Here is a 341-nt window from a genome sequence, read left to right on the forward strand (position 1 = left end):
CTTGTTGAAGCTGACGTACTTGCTGATGTGCTTGCACTTGTTGAAGCTGACGTACTTGCTGACGTGCTTGCGCTTGTTGAAGCCGATGTGCTTGTTGAAGTGCTTGCACTTGTTGAAGCTGACGTGCTTGCTGATGTGCTTGCTGATGTGCTTGCTGATGTGCTTGCGCTTGTTGAAGCCGATGTGCTTGTTGATGTGCTTGCACTTGTTGAAGCCGATGTGCTTGTTGAAGCCGATGTGCTTGTTGAAGTGCTTGCACTTGTTGAAGCTGACGTACTTGCTGACGTGCTTGCGCTTGTTGAAGCCGATGTGCTTGTTGATGTGCTTGCACTTGTTGAAGC

The 341-nt window shown here is 49.3% G+C and carries 1 protein-coding gene; it reads left to right on the plus strand.

Annotated elements, in window-relative coordinates:
- Positions 1-341: hypothetical protein (locus CYK18_RS10905; RefSeq protein WP_180948058.1), on the plus strand; the 341-nt coding region annotated here is incomplete at both ends.

It is taken from the genome of Streptococcus mitis (genome assembly GCF_002860865.1).
Classification (GTDB): domain Bacteria; phylum Bacillota; class Bacilli; order Lactobacillales; family Streptococcaceae; genus Streptococcus; species Streptococcus mitis_AT.